Source organism: Curtobacterium sp. PhB170, assembly GCF_003752345.1.
In the GTDB taxonomy this organism is placed as follows: domain Bacteria; phylum Actinomycetota; class Actinomycetes; order Actinomycetales; family Microbacteriaceae; genus Curtobacterium.
In genome coordinates this window covers 21,302-41,088 of sequence record NZ_RJUM01000015.1, presented here as the reverse complement: position 1 = coordinate 41,088, position 19,787 = coordinate 21,302, and the positions used below count along the sequence as shown (strand labels likewise).

20 protein-coding genes are annotated in these 19,787 nt (G+C 68.6%); 11 read left to right on the top strand and 9 right to left on the bottom strand.

Annotated features, from left to right (window positions below; all coding sequences use genetic code 11):
• Positions 1–3: 3 nt before the first annotated feature.
• The 3 genes from EDF40_RS18315 to EDF40_RS18305 all read left to right on the top strand — a co-directional run bounded on the left by EDF40_RS18315 (position 4) and on the right by EDF40_RS18305 (position 3,631).
• Positions 4–2,472 carry an RHS repeat-associated core domain-containing protein gene (locus EDF40_RS18315; protein WP_260213605.1) on the top strand — a complete coding sequence of 823 codons (2,469 nt, stop codon included), beginning with the start codon at positions 4–6 and terminating at the stop codon, positions 2,470–2,472.
• Positions 2,469–2,906 (top strand): hypothetical protein, encoded by a 438-nt coding sequence (locus tag EDF40_RS18310; RefSeq protein WP_131847151.1) that lies wholly within the window; start codon positions 2,469–2,471, stop codon positions 2,904–2,906. The genes EDF40_RS18315 and EDF40_RS18310 overlap by 4 nt, the downstream gene beginning before the upstream one ends.
• A 200-nt stretch (positions 2,907–3,106) precedes the next feature.
• On the top strand, positions 3,107–3,631 hold the full coding sequence (locus EDF40_RS18305; protein WP_123341231.1) for a hypothetical protein: 525 nt from the start codon (positions 3,107–3,109) through the stop codon (positions 3,629–3,631).
• Here the strand turns inward: EDF40_RS18305 and EDF40_RS18300 are convergent.
• The 3 genes from EDF40_RS18300 to EDF40_RS18290 form a co-directional block, all read right to left on the bottom strand.
• Positions 3,577–4,464 carry a carboxypeptidase-like regulatory domain-containing protein gene (locus tag EDF40_RS18300; RefSeq protein WP_159572678.1) on the bottom strand — a complete coding sequence of 296 codons (888 nt, stop codon included), beginning with the start codon at positions 4,462–4,464 and terminating at the stop codon, positions 3,577–3,579. The genes EDF40_RS18305 and EDF40_RS18300 overlap by 55 nt on opposite strands.
• Before the next feature lie 224 nt (positions 4,465–4,688).
• Positions 4,689–5,924 (bottom strand): acyl-CoA dehydrogenase family protein, encoded by a 1,236-nt coding sequence (locus EDF40_RS18295; protein ID WP_123341229.1) that lies wholly within the window; start codon positions 5,922–5,924, stop codon positions 4,689–4,691.
• Between the two features lie 416 nt (positions 5,925–6,340).
• Entirely contained in the window at positions 6,341–6,766 is a 426-nt protein-coding gene (locus tag EDF40_RS18290; protein WP_123341228.1) for a hypothetical protein, read from the bottom strand.
• A 170-nt stretch (positions 6,767–6,936) separates the two neighbouring features.
• Here EDF40_RS18290 and EDF40_RS18285 point away from each other — a divergent pair, with 170 nt between their 5' ends.
• The 6 genes from EDF40_RS18285 to EDF40_RS18260 all read left to right on the top strand — a co-directional run bounded on the left by EDF40_RS18285 (position 6,937) and on the right by EDF40_RS18260 (position 11,106).
• Entirely contained in the window at positions 6,937–7,308 is a 372-nt protein-coding gene (locus tag EDF40_RS18285; RefSeq protein WP_123341227.1) for a hypothetical protein, read from the top strand.
• Positions 7,309–7,354: 46 nt separating this feature from the next.
• The gene (locus EDF40_RS18280) at positions 7,355–7,852 is read left to right on the top strand and encodes a hypothetical protein (protein WP_123341226.1); all 498 of its coding nucleotides are present in this window, start codon (positions 7,355–7,357) and stop codon (positions 7,850–7,852) included.
• Positions 7,853–8,325: 473 nt separating this feature from the next.
• Positions 8,326–8,658: a hypothetical protein gene (locus tag EDF40_RS18275; RefSeq protein ID WP_123341225.1), complete on the top strand. Its 333-nt coding sequence runs from the start codon at positions 8,326–8,328 to the stop codon at positions 8,656–8,658.
• A 51-nt stretch (positions 8,659–8,709) separates the two neighbouring features.
• On the top strand, positions 8,710–9,309 hold the full coding sequence (locus tag EDF40_RS18270) for a DUF5819 family protein (protein ID WP_131847149.1): 600 nt from the start codon (positions 8,710–8,712) through the stop codon (positions 9,307–9,309).
• A complete protein-coding gene (locus EDF40_RS18265; RefSeq protein WP_159572674.1) occupies positions 9,306–10,277 on the top strand; it encodes an HTTM domain-containing protein in 972 nt (323 codons plus the stop codon). Before EDF40_RS18270 ends, EDF40_RS18265 begins: the two co-directional genes overlap by 4 nt.
• The gene (locus EDF40_RS18260) at positions 10,216–11,106 is read left to right on the top strand and encodes a serine hydrolase (RefSeq protein WP_134194805.1); all 891 of its coding nucleotides are present in this window, start codon (positions 10,216–10,218) and stop codon (positions 11,104–11,106) included. The genes EDF40_RS18265 and EDF40_RS18260 overlap by 62 nt, the downstream gene beginning before the upstream one ends.
• 629 nt (positions 11,107–11,735) lie before the next feature.
• Here the strand turns inward: EDF40_RS18260 and EDF40_RS18250 are convergent.
• Together EDF40_RS18250 and EDF40_RS18245 are read right to left on the bottom strand one after the other, a co-directional pair.
• Positions 11,736–12,785, bottom strand: coding sequence for a methionine synthase (locus tag EDF40_RS18250; protein ID WP_123341220.1), 1,050 nt, complete (start codon positions 12,783–12,785; stop codon positions 11,736–11,738).
• 32 nt (positions 12,786–12,817) lie between these two features.
• Positions 12,818–13,777: a putative oxygenase MesX gene (locus EDF40_RS18245; protein WP_123341219.1), complete on the bottom strand. Its 960-nt coding sequence runs from the start codon at positions 13,775–13,777 to the stop codon at positions 12,818–12,820.
• 119 nt (positions 13,778–13,896) lie between these two features.
• Here EDF40_RS18245 and EDF40_RS18240 point away from each other — a divergent pair, with 119 nt between their 5' ends.
• Entirely contained in the window at positions 13,897–14,838 is a 942-nt protein-coding gene (locus EDF40_RS18240; RefSeq protein ID WP_123341218.1) for a LysR family transcriptional regulator, read from the top strand.
• 74 nt (positions 14,839–14,912) lie between these two features.
• On the opposite strand, the gene EDF40_RS18235 is transcribed toward EDF40_RS18240, so the two are convergent.
• Positions 14,913–16,406 carry a family 20 glycosylhydrolase gene (locus EDF40_RS18235; RefSeq protein ID WP_123341217.1) on the bottom strand — a complete coding sequence of 498 codons (1,494 nt, stop codon included), beginning with the start codon at positions 16,404–16,406 and terminating at the stop codon, positions 14,913–14,915.
• Positions 16,407–16,496: 90 nt separating this feature from the next.
• On the opposite strand from EDF40_RS18235, the gene EDF40_RS18230 reads away from it, so the two are divergent.
• A complete protein-coding gene (locus EDF40_RS18230; RefSeq protein ID WP_185003227.1) occupies positions 16,497–17,675 on the top strand; it encodes a GDSL-type esterase/lipase family protein in 1,179 nt (392 codons plus the stop codon).
• A 66-nt stretch (positions 17,676–17,741) separates the two neighbouring features.
• On the opposite strand, the gene EDF40_RS18225 is transcribed toward EDF40_RS18230, so the two are convergent.
• The 3 genes from EDF40_RS18225 to EDF40_RS18215 form a co-directional block, all read right to left on the bottom strand.
• Entirely contained in the window at positions 17,742–17,963 is a 222-nt protein-coding gene (locus tag EDF40_RS18225; protein WP_260213623.1) for an SDR family oxidoreductase, read from the bottom strand.
• A 169-nt stretch (positions 17,964–18,132) separates the two neighbouring features.
• Positions 18,133–18,969 (bottom strand): alpha/beta fold hydrolase, encoded by an 837-nt coding sequence (locus EDF40_RS18220; protein ID WP_123341214.1) that lies wholly within the window; start codon positions 18,967–18,969, stop codon positions 18,133–18,135.
• A 43-nt stretch (positions 18,970–19,012) separates the two neighbouring features.
• Positions 19,013–19,729 (bottom strand): alpha/beta fold hydrolase, encoded by a 717-nt coding sequence (locus tag EDF40_RS18215; protein ID WP_123341213.1) that lies wholly within the window; start codon positions 19,727–19,729, stop codon positions 19,013–19,015.
• Between the last annotated feature and the right edge of the window lie 58 nt (positions 19,730–19,787).

Here is a 19,787-nt window from a genome sequence, read left to right as displayed (position 1 = left end):
ACGATGCTCGGATACGATGCGGACTCGCGGATTGTGGAACGCATCGAGCCCTCGGGTGCCGTCACCACGTTCGAATACGACGCCTGTTCACGGCTGGTTGCGGAACGAGTGCCCGGCATCGGGACGACGCGGTACGGTCACGACCCTGCCGGGCGTCTGGTCACTGTCGACGACTCACCTAACGGTCGCCGGACGATCACCCGGGACATTGCCGGGCAGGCGGTCGCGGTCGACGACGCGCTCGGGCACTCCACGACCTTCCACCGGGACGTCCTCGGGCGGGTCACGCAGATGGTCGGGCCCTCCGGCGGGCGCACGCTGAACACCTGGACCGGGCTCGGTGACATGGCGTCGACGACCGACCCGATGAGCCGCGCCGTGACGTGGACTCGGGACGCAGCCGGCCGACCGACGGCCCGCACGAATCCCGATGGCCACACGACCACGTGGACCCACGACCCAGCAGGGCGGCTGACCGAGGTCCGTCAGGACGGCCGACTCGTTGCGGCAGTCGCGCGGGACGAGTCCGGCCGATCGATCACGATCACCGACAGGACTCACCCCGACGGCGAGCAGACCGAGCACCGGCTGGAGTACGGCGCCCGGCACGAACTACTCCGGCGCACGACGACTCGTGCCGGGCGGAGCATGACGACCGGATGGGAGTACGACGCCGCTGGCAACCAGCGCGCGATAACCACGCCGGACGGCGTCAGGACCGAGTACGACCGTGGTCGTGCAGGCATCCTGACCGGCATGAGGCGGCCCGACTTCCCCGACGCCTCGCTCCGGTACGACGGTGACGGCCGGCTGACCGAGGTCGTCGCCGGGTCCGTGGGTCAGTCGTGGCAGTACCGCGATGGCTTCGTCGTCGGGCATGTGTCAGACGGGCGGAAGACCACGCTCGAGCGCGACAGCCGAGGGCGCGTCGCTGCCGTGCGCGATCCGGACGGGATGACCGTGACGTACGAGTACGACGAGGCGTCGCAGTTGGTTGCCGCGACCGGGACGACCGCGTCGACCTGGACCTACGATCGCTCCGGCCGGATGGTCGAGGAGCGAGACGCATTCGTGAACACCTCGTACCTGCACGACGCCACCGGAGCGCTCCTGCAAACCGAAAGCCGAGGCGACGGGACCGCGGTCGTCCGGTTCGAGTACGACAGCTCAGGCAGGCGTGTCCTCGCCGCAACCGACGACGGCACCACCACGTACGTGTGGGACGAGCTCGGTCAGCTCCGCACAGTCGTGCGTGCAGACGGGGTGGGCGTGAAGCGCTCCGACCTGTGGGTCAACGCTCTCGGTGAACTCGCCGAGGTCAACGGCACGACGCTTTGCTGGGATCCGACGGCACCCGTGCCCACCCTGCTGGCGATCGGTGACGTTCCGATCGTCACCGCGCCCGGGATGCTCGGCGTCGACGGGAGCTGGATCACCTCGGGGTGGCGTCGTTCTCGCTCCGCGCAGCTACACGACCCGTGGTTCTCGACCGACGTCGCGACGTCACCGCGCCTCCCGGACGGCATCGAGGTCAGTCCGACCGGCACCGTCCTGGTCGGTGGACTCGAGCTGAGCGGAGCACGAGCGTACGATCCGTCGGTACGGTCGTTCCTGTCCCCAGATCCCCTGCCCCCGGTGGCGGGTGCGGCCTGGGCCGACAACCCGTACGCCTTCTCTGGCAACGACCCGGTCAACCAGACCGACCCGACCGGACTCCGACCGATCACGGACGCGGAACTCGCGGCGTACGGAGCCGGCCGACAGGGCTTGCTCGGGATCTCGTACCACTTGTCGAACAACGGCGCCTTCTCGATGGACGGGGACCTGCACGCCTCGCACGCCTTGTCATGGCTGCTCGGCATGTCGCTCCTCGACCCACGCATGCCGGGCCCAGGCGTCGTCCTCGGCGCGCTCAGTCCGCTCCCGCTGGTCGGTATCCCTGTCGGCATGGCAGCGGACTTCTACGCCGGGACCGTCCTGACGAGTGGGCAGGGTGAGATGCTCTTCGGGTGGGCGACGGGCACGTCACCTCGGACGTTGCTCTACGGATCGGACAGCAAGATGACGCAGGTCGTGAGGAACGAGCTGCCGGGTGACCAGCGCAGGGACATCCTCGACGATCTGAAGGACACGGGCGTCGCGACCGGGTACGGCTACCAGGCGGGACCCGCGTCGTTGACGAACCAGAACCTCCTCCGGGACATCCGCACGGTTGTCACCTGGCCGGTGGCGTCTGAACGGGATCGCACGCTCTTGGCCCTCGGGACGTACGACGTTGACGCGAAGGTCGTGTCGAAGGGCGACGACGGAACCACCGTGGTCGAGTACACGGCGACGAACGAGACCACGCTCGGCTCCGCCCTGCGGATTCCCGGGCTCGACTACGACGCGTTGAACCGAGCCGCTGGAGACCACGGTCCGTTCTCGCGGGTGACGGAGCGGTTCACGTGGACGGAGAAGGTGAAGTTGTGACTAGACACCTGGCGGGCGTCGCGACCTCGATCGCGGTGCTGGCGATGTTGTTGACCGGTTGCGCCGTCACGGCACAGCCCGAGCCGCAGGACTACGCCGGCACTTGGGTGCTCGAGGGTGCGGACGGCGACGGAGCGGCGGAGTTCACCGTGTCGGCGGATCGAACGTTCACGGCGCGCAACATCCCGATCGACCTCGCGTGCCGGACCAGGAACGCTGCGACGAGCCCTCCGGGCTGCGCGGGCGGCGGGGACTCGGCGAGCTTCTCCGGACGCTGGAAGGTGGCCGACGGGGACTCGACCGGCATTCGGTTCTACTTCGATGACCGCTTCGTGCGCCAGGGTTACTCGACCAACGGCGGACTCGGTTTCTACGTCGGATCACTCGATGTGCCGCGTCCCGACTACCTCTTCGTCCGTTCGTCATCGGACTGACCGGAAGCCTCTCACGCAGCCCGTCCGGTCACTGTCCCGAAGCACTCGACTCGCTCGCGCAGATCGTCGCAGACGGGAAAATGGGGCCATGACCGTCCTGACTCGCACACGTCTGCGCGGCGCCGTCGTGACCATGCTCGCGGCCGTGGAGCTCGCGACGACCGGATGCGCCTCGGGCGGCGCCGGCAGAGGAGACGACGGTGACCGGAGAGGACACGCGAGACGCGGCCGGCAAGACGCAGGCACAGGTCGCGAATCTGTCGTTGAAGGACGAGTTTGACTCGGCCGGCGAGCGGTACGAGCACGGGCAGGCGGTCCTCGCCGCCGCGCAGCAGCAGATCTCGGACGGCGCCTGGTACTGGAACGGTGGAGACGTCCGCCCGCTGCCGGCCGGCGACGCCGCGTTCGGCGAGGCACCGGACGGCGCGACCGGCGCGGAGCAGAACCTCGAACTGAGGCAGCGCTACTTCGATGAAGAAGGATGGCGGTCGCGCAGCGCGAAGGTCGGGACGGACCACGAGGTCCGGGCCGGGGTGACCTGGAGCGTCCGGCCGAACGGGCAGTACTCGCTCGGCGTGTACAGCGAGGCGGTGCCAGCTGGCGCCGCGCCTCCCGTCCGTCGTTTCTCACGTGATCGCGTGCAGTCGCGCAGTCAACTGCGCCCGACCACTCAGCGCGACACCGTCTCCGGTACCGCGCCACCCCAACCGTTGAACCCGCCGTAAACGACCTTCACCGGGACGGCTTGCGCCCGGTCTGCCACGTACCGGTACACGCCTCCCGGACGGCCGAGCCACATCGTCTGCGCGGTCGTTGCGGTCGTCGCCACGGTCCGGAGTTCCACCACGTACTGCCCGGAGGGGATCTGGAACTGCGCGGTCTGCTCGCTGTCGAGCAGCGTCGAGAACCGGGTCGAGAACGACGCACCGGTCGTCGCGTTCGTCACCGTGACGGTCGCGCCGCTCAGCTGCGCCGACGGGGTGCGGGACGCCGAAGCCGCGTAGACGACAAGGTCGTAGTCGCTGTGTGCGTAGTGCCGTGACAACGTGACTTGGGAAGCCGGGAGCGTTCCTCGCTGCTGGTACACCCGGGTCTTCCAGACGGCGGGCGACGCCGTTCCGCTGGCGTACGCCTCGATGCGGTACTTCCCGGTGCTCAACCCGACGAACCGGTACTGGCCTGTGCTGTCCGAGGTTGTTGTGAACACCTGCGAGGTGTCCTCGTTCCAGGCGTACATCAGGCGGTCGGCGGCGGGTCCCGTGGGGCCGACCACGCCGCCCTGCACGGTGGCACCGATCACGAGCGGCACGGTGACCGCGACTGTCGAACCGCCGCGGACCGCGATGCCCGAGCGGATTCCGGGGGCGTAGGTCTCGGTTCCGTGCGGCGGGAGTTGCTGCGTCGTCACCGTGACGGTGTCCGGTGCGGGGATGCCGGTGAACGTCGCGGCGCCGTCATCGTCGGTCGTGGCGTTCCCGACGACGACGTCGGTGCCGATCGCTGCGAGTTCGACGTCCGCCAGCCGGATCGCGGTGCCGTCCGGCGTTGCGAGCTGCACGGTGATCGTTCCGGATCCGGCCGCAGTCGCTGGTGGCGCGAGGCCGATCAGCGCGCCTGCTGCCAGCGCAACGGCCAGTGTCGTCCCCGTGATCAGTCGCATCGCGTTCCCCGATGGTCGGCCAGCCGTGCGTTGCCAGGGACTGTACGCGCACGGCGGCCGGGCGGCGGGGCAGGCACGTCGCAGCAGCGGTCACGCGGAAGCCGTCCCGGCTTCGACGGGCGTCACGAGGTGCGGGTCGCACCGATCGCCCAGACGCGGGGCGGTTCGGCACCGTTGACCGAGTGGTCACCGATGATCCGTGCCTTGAACACCCACGGGTTGTGGCTGCCGGCGGTGCGAGCGTTCCGCCAGTGCCGGTCGAGGTTCTTCGTCGTGCTCACCCCGGACGCCGCGAGCGCGTCGAACAGGTGCGAGGTCGCCGTCGTCGCCAGGGTGGTCAGCGCCACCTGCGCCTGCGCGGTCGCGAGTTCGGCGCGGCCGTTGCGGCGCTCGTCCTCGGCGGTGTCGAGCCCGGCTCCCTCGTACGCACCCTGCAGGGCTGCGGCGGCCCGGTCGACGATGGCGGTGGCGGCGAACCCGGCCGCCGACACTTCGCCGACGACCTGCAGGATCTGCGGGTCGGACGCGAACGTGTCGGCGTTGCCGTGTGAGAAGACGCGGGTGCGGTTGCGGACCTCGCGCGCGATCTCCCGTTCGCCTGCGAGGACGGACCCGGCGAGGACGCTCAACAGCACGCCCTGGTAGAACGCCGTCTGGTACTTGAACCGCTCGTCGAAGGGGATCACCGCGTCGGCCTGCACGACGGCGTCGTCGAAGGTGCTGGTGCCGGAGCCGGTGGTGCGCTGCCCGAACCCGTCCCAGTCGTCGGTGTGAGTGACCCCGGGCTGGTGCGCGTCGACGATCGCGATGACCCGCTCGCCGGTGTCCGTCCGTTCGGCGTAGGTGTCGATCCAGTCGGCGAAGATGCTGCCGGTCGAGTAGTACTTCTGCCCGGTGATCCGGAACGTCCCGTCCTGCTGCGGGGTCACCTTCGTGATCACGTCGCCGACCTGCACTGACCCGACTTCTGTCCACGAGTTGCCGGCGATCTCACCGCGGCCGAAGCGGTCCAGCCACCCCTCGCGTTCCCCGGTCCGTGCGACCAGCCGGTCTTCCACCAGCGCGAAGTGACCGCGGAGCGCCTGGGGGATGTTGCTGTCAGCGGTGGCGAGTTCGGTCAGCAGGCGGAACAGCTGGGGCAGGGTCGCCCCGGCTCCGCCGTGGGCGACGGGGACGCGGACGGCGCCGAATCCTGCGGCGGCGAGTTCGCGGATCTCCTCGAACGGGAGGCGGTGGTCGCGTTCGCGCTCGGACGCGCCGGCAGCGATGCGGTCGATGATCGGACGGAAACGGGCGAGGAGCTCGTCGTCGGCGCCCTCGTCGATCGTGCGGTCGGCGGTCTGGTTGCTGATGGTCACGAGGACTCCTTCGTGGTCTGGGTTGCTGCCTGTCGCGTGGTGTGGCGCCGTGTGGTGTCGATTCGTCTGGTGTGGGCGGACAGCCCGACCAGATGTGCGCAATGGCGAGACTGTGGCATCGCCGAACGCCCGCGAGAAGGGTTGTGTCGATGTGTGTCGGGGGGTCACTTCCCATGACACGTGACTGCGCAGCGACGAGGTGGGGCTTCGCAGCAGCGCCTTCGCAGTGCTGCGCGTGTGCGATGGCCGCGGAGCTCGTCGGACGAAGACGGGCATGCTCTTCCGAGAAACCCGCGTCGGCGACGCTCAGAGCAGCGCGCATCAACGAGGGAGCACGCACCCGCCAGAGGACCGGCCGCTGCCTTGCTTGGTGTGGGCGAAAGCCGTGGTCTCGGCGTCGTTCACTCCGGTGACGTTCAGGCCGGCGGGGTCGTCCCTGCGCCTTCGGTGTCGTCCGCGCCCGCAAGACCTGTCCCGGCCTGGTCGAGGTTCTCGCGTGGGTCGCCCATGTCTCCGGTCGCAGCGCCGGTGGGGGACCGCCCGAAGTGTTTACGGACGGCGTTCGCCTCGGCGAGGGACAAGGTGCGTCCTGCTCCGAGGGACGGAGCGCCCTTGATCGCGTCCTTCGTGTACCCGACGTGCACGTCCGTGCCGTCGAACGTGGCGTCGTCGGCGGGGACGAGCGCCTGGTGACGCCCGAGCAGTCCGGTTGCGACACAGACGTAGGCCGCACTGCCGTCCTCGTCGGAGGGGAACACCTGCACGACCTTGCCGACTGACACGCCGTTGCGATCCCGGACAGTCGCACTCTCGACCTGGTGGATGACGCCCTTGGTGATCATGAACGTAGTCAACGCCCTCGAGTCTGACGCTTCGCAGACGCCGTCCTCCAGGCCGGCGGTCAGGACCCGTGCGCCGATGGTGACGGAGAGACACACTGTCGTGGTCGGCACCCCGGTGCCAACGTGCCTCGTCGGCGCAACCGCGGCCGTGCCTCCAGGCCGGATCGAGAGTGGCGCACGCGGCGGACGCGACACGAACGGCATCGGCGGGGATACCGGACAGCATCCATGGGGCGGACGAAATCGACGCGGATGCGGTGGACGCGGGGCAAGCAGAGGTGGCCAAGCCGCTCATCGAACACTGGGGCGGCGACGAATGGGCCGCAGTCGGCCGGGACTTCAGTTCGGATCACAAGCAGGATCCGACCGCCCCAGGATTTGGTGCCACGAGTTTCGGCTCCGACGGAGCATCGGGTCTCAACCCCGTCCACGACCATGGAGTCCATACCTGGTACGGCGGCGGTTACCTCGACGAGGACACGCAGTCGCTCCAGAACGTGGGCTATGCCACGACCGGCCAGCCCGAACGGCTCACGAGATGATTGTGCGAACGTCGCAGACACAGCGCAATCTGAGTGGAGTTCCCAGATGAAAGTACCTCGACGGAAAGCCGTCATCGTCCTCCCGTCTGTAGGAGCGGTACTGCTCGCGGTCGCCGTCCTCGCCGGCTGCAGCTCCGGGCTCGGGAAGACCCCGGAGCGGGCGAAGCAGTCGATCGTCACGTTCGTCGAGGGTTCGACGGACGTTGTCGGTGACGGTTGGGAACCCAACGACGGTCCACGGCTGGGGAAGTGCGGACTCGGCCTCGGGACCGGCGGCGTCCAGTACGTCTACGCAAAGGTCCGCGCTGCCAGCGCTGATCCAAAGGCCGACGTCAAGGCGGTGGAACAGCACTGGAAGGAGCTCGGGGTCACGACCGAGCGGTACCAGACCGGCGGCGAGGACCCGATCCTCGGCGTCCGGGGCAGGGGTGGTCCGGTGAGCTCCTCCGACTTCCGTGCGGATCCCCGCGGGTACACGATCGACGGCAGCTCGCAGTGCATCGCGGGGGACTTCGACAAAATGAGCCTCGACAGCCAGGAATGACGAACTCGGGCTGACCGACGGTCAGGCAGGCGATGGGTGAGTCCCCGCCGACGCGATCTGCCCGCCGGAGCCGAGCCGTGCCTCCGGGGCGGACCGAGACCTGATCGCCTGCCGGACGCGACACGAAGGGCAGCCCGCCCTGTTGCCGAGGCGAGCCGTCCTGTGCGGCCGGGCCGCTCGCGCGATACCGTCACGGCGACGCTGGCGAGCTCGCCCGGCACGATGTCCGTATCCGCGGGCCTGCGCCGAGCTTCCCGAGCGCCGTCTCCGTGCCAGCGGTGCCACGCCCGAGTCCTGAACCTCGTCGTGGAAGACGGTGAAGGCGGGCTTGTCGAGCTAGAAGATGTGGACCCCGGCGGCCTTCCCTTCGGAACGTTGACCGAATGTGCCCAGATGGCATCGCACCCGCAAGCTAGATCGCTTGGTCCGAAACTGGTACACAGGTACTCCACACAACAGATTGGAGTTCGAAGATGAAGTTCAAAACGAAGCTCGCGGGTTCGGCCGCAGCCATCCTGGTCGGCAGCACGCTCCTGCTCGCTACGCCGGCGCAGGCTGCTCAGGCGTCCTATGAAAAGTCGAGTGCGATGGCAGAGGTCGTCGCGAACCAGGGGGCCCCGTCGATGACCTCTGAGCCAGAGCAGCGCGGGGTGGTCGGCGTCGCGAAGGCTCTGGCAGCAGGGTTCAAGGCGGCCAGCGCACCGCAGGCGGCGGGGAACGTCGCGCGTCTCGCGAGCATCCTCGGTTTCGCCGCGGACACACCGCAGCCCTCGGCACAGCTCGAGTCCGCCTACTTCGATCGCTGACGAGTAGGAGGGGCCCGTCCCAGTGGGCGGGTCCCTCCCTCCGGGAGAACTATGCACAAGACCTTGCTCGCAGCTGCGGGAGTGGCAGTCGCCGGAACGTTCGGCGCGTGCGCACTCGTGCTGGCTGGTCCGGTCACGCCGATCAAGTTCGATGTTGGCCCGGTGGTGTCCCTGCTGAATCCGCACCTCTCTCAGAACTGGCAGCTCTTCGCGCCGGATCCCATCAGTGATGAGCGCGGTGTGGTTGCTCGCGTCCGGTGCCAAAACGAGGTGACGCATTGGACCGACATCTCGTCGTCCGCCATCGCGCGGACCCAATCGTCGAGGTTCTTCCCGGATCGCGAGAGCCGGATCGTCAGCAATGCGCTCGTCGAGCGCTTTGCGCAAGACGACATCAGCAAGCGGCTTGAGGCCAGGGGCAAGGAGGACCTTGCGCCCTCCGACGTCGGCGCGCAGCGACGGGCGGAGCGGGTTCTGGCTCGCTACGCGGCGCTACAGATCCCGTGCCCATCGGCACTCGGCGTTGCTGACGGGCCGTCCGCTGTGCAACTCCGATACGTCGTCCAGTCGCTCGCGCCGTGGTCGAAGCGCGATGAAGGGTCAGCACGCGCAGAGCCTCGCATCACGGACTCCGAATGGATTCCCTTGTGATCCGCGCGCTCGGTTCCCGAGTCAGCGTCGTTGCCGACTGGATGGTGGATGCGCCTCGTGCGACGACCGCCCTGAGCCTGCTTAGGGCGGTCGTCGGGGTGGTGTCGACGGCGTTCTACATCCGGCAGTACGCAGGGCGACTTGAGTTCTTTGGCCCGGACGGTGTCTACGGGCTCGAAGGCATCCGCGATTACACGGCCGGTATCGGGACCTGGAGCCTCTACGCCGCGTCGGATTCGGCGGTGTTCTTCGAGGTCATCTTCCACATCGGCCTGGTGGTCGCGTTGCTTGTCACGCTCGGTGTGGGTGGCCGTCCGGTCCTCGCGGCCCACTACGTGCTCCTCTGGTCGCTCTACATGGCGAACCCGGCTTTCATGGACGGTGGTGACGCCCTAGCCGCGACAGCAGTGCTCTTCCTCTTGCTGACCAGGTGCTATTCGGCCTTCACCATCCTCAAAGGACGGCGAAGGCCGGAGGGGGGCCCGATCGCGTCCGTCCTCAACAACACGGGGCTCCTGCTCCTGGTGACCCAGGTGACTGTCGTCTATCTCATGGCCGGGTTGTACAAGGTGCAAGGTGAACTCTGGCAAGACGGCACTGCGCTGTACTACATCCTCAACGTCCCAGAGTTCTTTCTCCCAGAGCTCACGCCGTTGCTCGTGCAGTCGGACTGGCTGATGGTCATCAGCGCCTACGCCACTGTCCTGACGTCAGTGTTCTTCCCCGTGCTCGTCTTCTTCCGCGCGGGGAGGCCTGTGGCTGTCACGGCAATGCTCACATTCCACCTGGCGATTGCCTTGCTCATGGGTCTGACGTCGTTCGCCATCGTGATGGCCGCGTACGACCTCCTCTTCGTGAATGCCCACGTCGTGAGTCTTCACCGCCGAGCTCGGTCGTTGTGGAACGGTGCATTGGCCCGCATCTCGACCCGCTTTCAAGGAGGGACACCTGGTGCGGAATCCGCTTGAGAGCTCCGGGCTCTGGCGTGCGAGTCTTCGCACAGCTGACGGCTGGCGAACCGTCCGCGAGCCCCGTGGGCCCTACGCCACTGCCTCGATGCTGGAGTGGGGGAGCATCACGAAGGGACTCGTGGGCACGACGGCTTGGCTCACACTCGAGGTCGAGCGGCCGGTCGCGTACTACCTCCCCGGTGTGCCCGACGCCGACATGACCGTTGCTGACCTCGTGCACCACACCTCGGGTTTGCCACGGCTTCCGGCCGCGATGCGCGACCTACTGTTCGGCGACCCGTACCGAGAGGCCGTCGGCGTTCCCCTGGAACATGCAGTCGCGGAGCCGGTCACGCCCCGAGGGCAGTTCGAGTACTCGAACCTGGGGTACGCGCTCCTGGGCGCAGTGCTCGACGAGGTGCACGGCGACTGGTTCGCCGCTGTGCGCCAGCACGTCCTCGAGCTGGCTGGGATCAGCTCTGCGGCACTCGTTCCAGCTCCAGCAGACCGGGTGGTGCCAAAGCTCTTCGGTCGTGCGATCAAGCCGTGGGCGCTCGGGGAGTCGTCGTTTGCGGCGGCAGGCGGCGTTTGGTCCACGTTCGACGACCTCTGTCGCTACGCCGATTGGGCGCTCGAGTCCGGAGCAGGGCACTCCCGCACGGTGAGCTGGCAGCGGGAAGGGGCATCGACTTGGATCAACGGCGAGGTGCGAGCGGCCGGAGCGGTCATCGCCAACGCGGCAGGAGTCACCGCCGTGGTCCACACGCTCGCGAAGGCTCCGCATGCGGCCGACACGATCGCCACGGCGCTCATCGAGCGGGAAGTGCGGGAGACATGCAACGGCTGATGATTGCACCGAGGCCCAGCGCCCGCGGTCGGCGCACGCGCGAGGGGCTTTTCGCAGCCATCGCAGCTGCGTTCCCCGTCGTCGTCGAGGTTGCGCTCACCAGCGCCTGGTGGGATCGGCTACCCGAACGGATCGCGACGTCGTTCGGCCCCGACGGCAGCCCGAGCGGGTACGGAACACCGTTGGGAACCGCGATCCTGCTCGCGGCGATACAGGCGCTGTTCCTCGTGGCGGCCGTCGGCTCCGCTTTTGCTCGAGATCGGCGCCGAGGTCGCGTCTCGTGTGCGGTCACCGCAGGGTTCGTCGCGGCTCTCGCGATGAGCTGGCTGATCATCGTGGGATTGGCGTCTTCGACATTGAGTCCTACTGCTTGGTGGCTTCTCGCGGCGGCGCCCGCTTGGGCCGTTGTTCCGTACTGGCTGCTTCCCCCGCGAGGGACTGAAAGCGGATCGCTGAGGCCGTGACCGGGGTCGAGGGGCGGTAGAGGGCGCGGGCGTTGCCAACGCAACCTGTCAGCCGGACGGAAGCCGCGCCTCCAGGCCGGGTCGAGAGCCGCACACGCGGCGGACGCAACGCGAACGGCGGCCCTCCTCCTTCCGGAAGAGAGCCGCCGTGGTGTCTCGCGGTGATCAGCGGGCCGACGGGACCGCCGTGCCGACGAGCTCCGCCCGGACGATGTCTGCTCCTGCGGACAGCGCCCCGAGCTTGTCCAGCGCCGCACCCCGTGCCAGCGGCGCCATCCCGCAGTTGGAACTCGGGATGAGCTTGTCCGCATCGACGAACTCGAGCGCCCGACGCAGCACCTCCGCGACCTCTTCCGGGGTCTCGACGGTCTCGGTCGCGACGTCGATCGCCCCGAGCATGACCTTCTTCCCACGGATCAGCTCGACGAGCTCGAGCGGAACGTGCGAGTGGATGCACTCCAGCGACACGATGTCGATCGACGACTGCTGCAGCAGCGGGAACGACTGCTCGTACTGCCGCCACTCCGCTCCGAGCGTCTCCTTCCACTTGTTGTTGGCCTCGATGCCGTAGCCGTAACAGATGTGCACGGCGGTCTCGGCGCGCAGGCCCTCGGTCGCGCGTTCCAGCGCGGCCACGCCCCAGTCCTGCACCTCGTCGTGGAACACGGTGAAGGCGGGTTCGTCGAACTGGATGATGTCGACGCCGGCGTCCTGGAGCTCGCGTGCCTCTTGGTTGAGGATCGTGGCGAACTCCCACGCCAGCTTCTCGCGGCTCTTGTAGTGCTGGTCGGAGAGGGTGTCGATCATGGTCATCGGGCCGGGGAGCGCCCACTTGATCGGCCGGTCCGTTTGGGCGCGCAGGAAGCGAGCGTCGTCCACGAACACGGGTGCCCGGCGGCTGACGGCACCGACGACGGTCGGGACGGCCGCGTCGTAGCGGTCGCGGATCCGGACGGTCTCCTTGCGCTCCTGGTCGATGCCGTCGAGGTGCTCGATGAACGTCGTGACGAAGTGCTGGCGGGTCTGCTCGCCGTCGCTGACGATGTCGATGCCGCGGTGCTCCTGCTCGTGGACCGCGGAGCGGAGTGCGTCCTGCTTGCCCTCGGCCAGTGCTGCTCCTTCGAGCAGCCAGGGGGACCAGAGCTTCTCGGGTTCGGCGAGCCAGGACGGTTTCGGCAGGCTGCCGACGATCGAGGTGGGGAGGAGGGACGTCATGCGGGTGCGGGTCCTGTCAGGAGAGAACGAGGTCAGAGGGAAACGGCGGCGTCGGCAGCGAACCGCGAGAGGAGCGCGTGGTGCGGCGTCACGAGGTGCTCCTCGGTCCACCGACCCTGGGTGATCCCGAGGCGGCTGCGCTCCTCACGGTCGTAGGTGACCGGGGTGGGCGTGAAGTCGGTGTGGTCGAGCGTGGGGCGGTAGGTGCTGCCGGCCGGGGTGTTCGCGGCGTAGATCTCCGGGCGGTAGATCTTCTGGAACGTCTCCATGGTGGCGATCGTGCCGATGAGCTGGAGGTCCGTGTAGTCCCCGGTCAGGTCGCCGCGCGTGTAGAACGCGAGCGGGGCCGACGCTCCGGCGGGCTGGAAGTACCGGACGCGCATGCCCATCCGGCCGAAGTAGTCGTCGGTGAGCGAGGAGTGCTCGTGCTCGTACTCGGCGCCGAGGATGGGGTGGACGTACCCGGTCTGGCGGTAGGTCTGGCTCGTCGAGACGCTGATGCAGACGACGGGCTCGGCACTGAAGTCCGAGCGGAACGCCGGCGACGAAAGGAACCGCTGGAAGAGCGCCCCGTGCAGCGCCCCGAAGTCCTCGGGCAGCGACGGCAGCGACGGCAGCAGCACCGAGAAGTCGTAGTCGCGCAGGTAGGACGAGAAGTTGTTGCCGAGGATGCCGTGGTGGCGCTCGCCGGTGTGCTGGTCGACGATCGTGACGTCGAGCATCTCGAGCAGCGGGAACTCGGCGTCCGCTCCACCGTCGAAGAACTGCAGCGAGGCCGAGACGATGTCGAGCTCCAGGCGGTAGCGGTCGCCGGCAGCCAAGAGGTCGTTCGCGCGTCCGTCGATCATCGCCAGCGCAGCACGGAGGTTCTGCTGACGGTGCTCGCCGCGCGCCAGGTTGGCGAAGTTCGTGGTCAGCCGGGAGCTGTCGGCGGGGGAGTAGTCCTCGTCGAACCGGGTCCTGGTGATGCTGAAGGTGAGGTCGTTCGCCATGGTCGGCAATCTGTTCGTCGAGCGCCCGAGGGCACTGGGGAAGGGGTTCCTTGATCATGACGGGAACCGCGGGCCATCAGGTAATACCGAGACGCTATGCTGCGGTATAGCCTCGGCCTATGGCTCGTGTCTCGAACGACATCACCCTGCAGCAGCTCCGGTACTTCATCGAGGTCGCGACGGAGGGCTCGATCAGCGCGGCGGCCGATCTGCTCTACGTGTCGCAGCCGACGATGTCCGCGGCGATGAAGGACCTGGAGACGCGGATCGGTCGCCCGCTCTTCGTCCGATCGGCCAGGGGAGTCGTGCTCACCGTCGACGGCGTCGAGTTCCTCGGGTACGCCCGGCAGGTCATCGAGCAGGTCTCCCTGCTCGAGCAGCGCTACGTCGGCCGGCAGCGGTCGCGCCGGCTGCTCGGGGTATCCTCCCAGCACTACTCGTTCGCCGTGGAGGCCTTCGTCCGCATGGTCGAGGGCGCGGCTGCGGACGAGTACGAGTTCTCGCTCCGTGAGACACGCACCTGGGACATCATCGAGGACGTCCGCACCCTGCGCAGCGAGGTGGGCATCCTCTACCGCAACGACTTCAACAAGCAGGTGCTCGGCAAGCTGCTGCGGGACGCCGGGGTCGTGTTCACGCCGCTGTTCGTCGCCCAGCCCCACATCTTCGTGGCCCGGCGGAACCCCATCGCGTCACGGGAGCGGGCGACCCTCGAGGACCTCGCCGACCTGCCACGGCTGACGTTCGACCAGGGCGCCAACAACTCCTTCTACCTGGCGGAGGAGATCCTGTCGACGATGTCGAGCAAGCGGGAGATCCGGGTGTCGGACCGGGCGACGATCTTCAACCTCATGATCGGCCTCGGCGGGTACACGATCTCCACCGGGCTCATCAGCGACGACCTCGATCCCGAGATCGTCGCCATCCCCCTCGACGTCGACGAACGCATCGAGATCGGCTGGATCGCGCACGCCTCGGTTCCCCTCACCGTGCAGGCGCAGACGTACCTGGACGAGTTGCGCGCGGTGGTCACCAGTTACGGCGTCGAGCCGCTCGGGTAGGCAGGCGGCGGGCCCGGCGGGCCCGGCGGGCCCGGCGGTTCCGGCGGTCGGCCTGGAGGCGCGACATGCGTCCGTCAGGAGACTGCGGTCTCGATCATCGCCTTCACGTGCGGCGCGCTCCACCGCAGGAGCGCGTCAGCGGGTGGGCTGTCGAGGTCCTCGCCCCAGATCGCGACGGCCGCGCCCGACATCGGCGCAGCGAGACGTGCGCCGGAGTCGCCGTCCCACGTCCGGAGCGACCAGTGTTCGCGGAGGTCGGCGACGGTGTACTCGCTGTCGGCCGGGTCGAGGTCGGTCGGTACCTCGTACAGGTAGTACGAGTTGTAGTTGAGCAGGTCGATCCCGGCCTGCTGCAGGTCGACCGCACTCGCCCGTCGCGCTCGGCGTTCGCGACGCTCGGCTGCGTCCTCGGTGTCGCCGTCGAAGCTCCAGTACGTGACGTGGATGCGCGGGTCGAGTCGCCCGACCGCGGCGCGATCGATCCCGTCGTTCCAGGCCCACACCTCGCGGGTGCCGAGCGCGGCCGCCATCGTGTTCATCCACGCGACGCGTTGGGCGGCGGTGACGCCGTCGCCCCATTCGTCTGCGCCGATGTGCACGGTGCGGCTGGACGGGAAGGTCCGCTGCACCTCTGCGTACAGCTTCTTCGCCAGCGCGAGACTCCCGGGCGCTGACGGGTCGAGCTCGCTCTCGCCCGAACGGATGCGGTCGACCCACTTCGTGCCGTGTTGCGCCTCGAGCAGGGCGAAGGCGGCCGCCATGTGGCCGGGAGTGTCGACCTCGGGCACGATCGCCACGCCCCGCTTCGCCGCGTAGTCGGCGATCGTGCGTGCCTGTGCGGCGCTGAGGAACGGACGATGGGTGACCCGGCTCGTGTACACGCCGTGATCGAGGTCGGCGTTCGCCAGGGTCTGGCCGAGGACCGCGCTCTCGATGCCGACGTTCTGGTCATCGGTGAGGTGCAGGTGCAGGAAGCGGCCGCCGTCGTCGGCGAGCAGGTCGATGTACCGCTTGATCAGTGCCACGGGGTAGTAGGCGCGAGCGACGTCGAGCATCACGCCTGTCTGGGGATGTGGGCGAGGCGTCCGCTTGGTGGTGACGGTCGAAGCGGACGTGCGGCAGTGCTGCCCGGAGTACGCACCCACGCAGGCGAGGACCGAGTACTTCCCGGCCGCGGCACGGGAAGGCGTCGTGCGGACCGCGCTGACCGTCGTGCTCGAACCCGGGGCGAGTGGCCTCACCACGACCCGGCCGAGCGTGTACTTCTTCGTGCCAGTGGACAGGAAGAGCCAGGCGGACGAAGCCGGCTTCCGCACCGAGGTGGTGTTCGTGACCTTCAGGGTGGTCCGGACGGCGCTGCCGGTCGAGGTGACGGTGGGCGCCGCGGTGACCCTGGTGACCGTCACCGGCGACGCTGCGGTGTCCGCTGATCCGGCGACCGCACCGATGCCGACCAGCGCTGCTGCCGACACGGCGATCGCCAGACCGACCGCGATGGTCCGTCTGACGGAGTACGGCGCGGTCGCTGGACCGGCAGTCGGGTCCGGGGTTCCGGCGGAGGAAGGCACGGAGACGACGGTAGTTCACCAGGGTTGCGCGCTTAGCATTGCCCGACCCGGCACCCGGTCGCGGACCACATCCCACCCAGGGGAGACAAGGTGAACAGCCACGAGCGCACCACCGATCGCGGTCGGCGTCGAAGGTCGCGCCGGCTCGTCACCGGCCTGGTCGTCGCACTCGTGTCGATCGTCGCGACGGGGTGCTCCGCGGCGAAGGCCCCGGAGGTCGCCGAGCCGCTCGCGACCTGGAACGCCGCCGTGGCCGACCGGACCGAGGCGCCCGCGAACTGGGTCGCCCTGGGCGACTCGATCACCGAGGGGCAGGGCGCCTCGTCCCGCTCCACCCGGTGGATGGACCTCACGCTCGACCAGCTGCGCACGGAGCACCCGACGGACGGGGTCACCGGAGGGGCCGGGTACCTCCCGGCGCAGTTCGCCGTGTACGCACCGGACTCGACCTGGGGTGACTGGGCGACGGCGCGCACGGGGGAGAGCCAGTTCGACATCACCACCCCCGCCGTCGGCTACCGATCGGTCGGCATGCAGGCGGGCGCCTCGCGGAGCTACGGCTTCACGGGCACCGGGATCGACATCTGGTGGGCGCGCTACCCCGGGTCCGGCGACTTCACCTACAGCGTCGACGGAGCGGCACCGACGACCGTCGCCACGACCGGGACTGCCAGTACCGGGACGATCACGAAGGTGGACGGACTGTCGAGCGGGGAGCACACGGTGACCATCACCGCCGTCGCGCCGTTCTCACTGCTGGGGTTCACGATCTACGACGGTGACCGGGACAAGGGGATCCACCGCTACGACTCCGCGCACTCGGGCTCGACGATCGCGACGTTCACGAAGAACCAAGAGGGCTTCCTGACGGCGATGCGTCGTGCTGCTCCGGACCTCATCACCATCACGCTGGGTGGCAACGACGCGGCGAACCTCACACCCGACGAGCTCGGCGCCCAGTACGTGGCGTTCCTCGAGACGCTTGCGGCGCTGCCCACGAAGCCCTCGCTGCTCGTGATCGGCGAGTTCACGCCGGCGTCGAGCATGACGGGCGGCATGGCGGAGCCGTGGTCGAGCTACCTCGCCGAGATCAAGCGTGCCGCAGCGAAGGGCGGAGCCGCGTACGTCAGCATGGCCGACACTCTCCCCGAGGCCGACACTTCCGGGACGGGGATCTACTCGACGGACGGCATCCACCCGAACGACGAAGGGCAGCGTCGGATCACGAAGCTCGTCCTCGCCACCCTGGCTGCGCACGAGGGTGACTGACGGAGTGACGGACGGGAGGCGCGGCGCCATCTTGCACCGTGCCTCCTGTCCGACCCGTGTCCCGGTTCAGGCGATGGTGCTGCCGCCGTCGACCAGGAGCTCGCTTCCGGTCATCCCGGAGCTCTGGTCGGACACGAGGAAGAGGACTGCGGCGGCGACCTCGTCGGGTCGGAGGAGACGACCGAGGGGCATCCTGCTGGCCATCTGTTCCAGCAGATCGTCGCCGTTGCCCGGAGCGAGACCCTTCAGCCCGGGCGTCTCGGTGGGCCCGGGGACGACCGTGTTGATCCGGATGCGCCCGGAGTAGTGCCGTCACGACCCCGATCAGCTTCCGTACCGCCGGCCGGTCCGCTGACGCACGGTGGGCATCGGACTGGAGGCGCGGTGCAGGTGAGTCGATCGAATCACCCGCACCGCGCCTCCAGTCCGGGTCGCTGCGAACGCAGCGTCAGCGACGTCAGCCGCGGATGAACGCGAGGATGTCGGGGTTGATGACGTCCGCGTGGGTCGTCAGCATGCCGTGCGGGTAGCCCTCGTAGACCTTCAAGGTCGAGTCGCTGAGGAGCTCGGCCTGCTTCAGCGAGGCGTCCGCGTAGGGCACGACCTGGTCGTCGTCGCCCTGCAGGACGAGGACGGGCACGGTGATCGCGCGCAGGTCCTCGGTCTGGTCCGTCTCCGAGAACGCTTTGATGCCCTCGTAGTGCGCGACGGCACTGCCCGTCATGCCCTGACGCCACCAGTTGGCGATGACCGGCTCGGACGGAGTCACGCCGTCACGGTTGAAGCCGTAGAACGGGCCGGAGGCGACGGCCTGGAAGAACTCGGCGCGGTTGGCGGCGAGTGCCTGGCGGAACCCGTCGAAGACCGAGATGTCCGTGCCCTCGGGGTTCGCGTCGGTCTTCACCATCAGGGGCGGCACGGCGGACACGAGGACGGCCTTGGCGACCCGGCCCTGCGGCTGACCGTACTTCGCGACGTAGCGGGCGACCTGGCCACCACCGGTGGAGTGTCCGATGTGGATCGCGTCGTGCAGGTCGAGGTGCTCGACGACGGCGGACACGTCACTGGCGTAGTGGTCCATGTCGTGGCCGGTGCCGATCTGCGAGGAGCGCCCGTGGCCCCGTCTGTCGCTCGCGATCACACGGAAGCCCTCGGCCAGGAAGTACAACATCTGCGCGTCCCAGTCGTCGGAGGACAGCGGCCAGCCGTGGTGGAACACGATCGGCTGCGCATCGGCGTTGCCCCAGTCCTTGAAGTAGATCTCTGCACCGTCGTCGGTGGTCACGTAACCCATGGTCGGTCTCCTGTGGCTGGTGTTCGGTTGTGGTGGTCGGTGGTCAGCCGAGTTCGGCGATGGCGTCGGTGATGAAGGCCGCGACCTCGGTGGGGTGCGTCTGCATCACCAGGTGTGGTCCGTCGATCTCGACCACCTTGCGGACCCCGGCGCGCTGGTAGCCGAAACGCTCGACGTCCGGGTTGATGGTGTGGTCGGCGCTGGAGACGATGCCCCAGGACGGCTTGGTCTTCCACGCCGCGACGGATGCGGGTTCGCCGAACGCAACCGCGGACAGCGGGCGCTGCGACACTGCGAGGACCTTGGCCTTCTCGAGGTCGAGGCCGCCCGCGAAGACCGCGGGGAAGGCGTCGATGGCCACCGAGACGTCGGTGCCGGGCTCGGCGCCATCGACGGGGTAGGGCGCGTAGACGAGGTTCGCCGCGAGGTCGCTGTCGGGGAACCCGCCCTGGAGGGCGCCGAGGCTCTCGCCTTCCTCGAGCGCGTAGGCGGCGACGAACACGAGCCCGACGACGTTCTCGGCGATACCCGCGACGGTGAGGATCGCGCCGCCGTAGGAGTGCCCGGCGAGCAGGACCGGTCCGTCGATCTGCTCGACGAACGACTTGATGTAGGCCGCGTCGCCGGACAGGCTGCGGTTGAACACGGGCGGAACGAGGACCTCGTGCCCCTGATCGAGGAGGAGCTTCGTGACGGGCGCCCAGCTGGCGGCGTCGGCGAAGGCTCCGTGGATGAGCACGATGGTGGGCGATTCGGTCACGGTGCGGTCCGTCCCGGTCCGCAGCCGGTGCCGCGGACCTCCGTCGGTAGTGGAAGCG